Annotated in this window: 1 protein-coding gene; it reads left to right on the top strand. The window is 69.2% G+C overall.

The window, feature by feature from the left end; all coding sequences use genetic code 11:
* Positions 1 to 155: 155 nt before the first annotated feature.
* A partial coding sequence (locus ACS72_RS15900; RefSeq protein ID WP_212771720.1) for a hypothetical protein occupies positions 156 to 406 on the top strand: 251 nt, incomplete at its 3' end.

Genomic DNA, 406 nt, shown 5'->3' with positions numbered 1-406 from the left:
GCGCGTTCCAGGGGAAGCTGCGTCAGATGGTAGAAGTCGACCTGCATGGCTCCTGTTAGCGCTTCCGTGCGTTCGGGCCAACGCACGTGACGTTGCGGTGGCGCAACCGCTGCGATAGGGCGGTGGAAGCCGCGTGCACGGGAGTTGAAGCAAAGGTGGGAATCGAAGTGACGCGCAAGGCCTTGCTGCTGTCGGCCGCGCTTGGCCTGTGCCTGGCGGCCGAGGCGCGCGCGCAGACGCAGACCGAGCCGACTCGGGGCGCCCCCACCCCGGCTGCGGCCCCCGACCTGCAGACTCCCGCGGTCGAGCCGCCGCCCCCTTCGCCGACGGCGCTTCCCGAGGGCGAGGACCAGATCCAGTTCACCGCCGACCAGCTCGAATACGACAATGAGCAGGACGTGGTGAC

The sequence above is a fragment of the Acinetobacter sp. VT 511 genome, from assembly GCF_001077515.1.
In the GTDB taxonomy this organism is placed as follows: domain Bacteria; phylum Pseudomonadota; class Gammaproteobacteria; order Pseudomonadales; family Moraxellaceae; genus Acinetobacter; species Acinetobacter schindleri.
The sequence above is the reverse complement of the archived record's forward strand: the minus strand, read 5'-3'. Positions and strand labels throughout refer to the sequence as shown.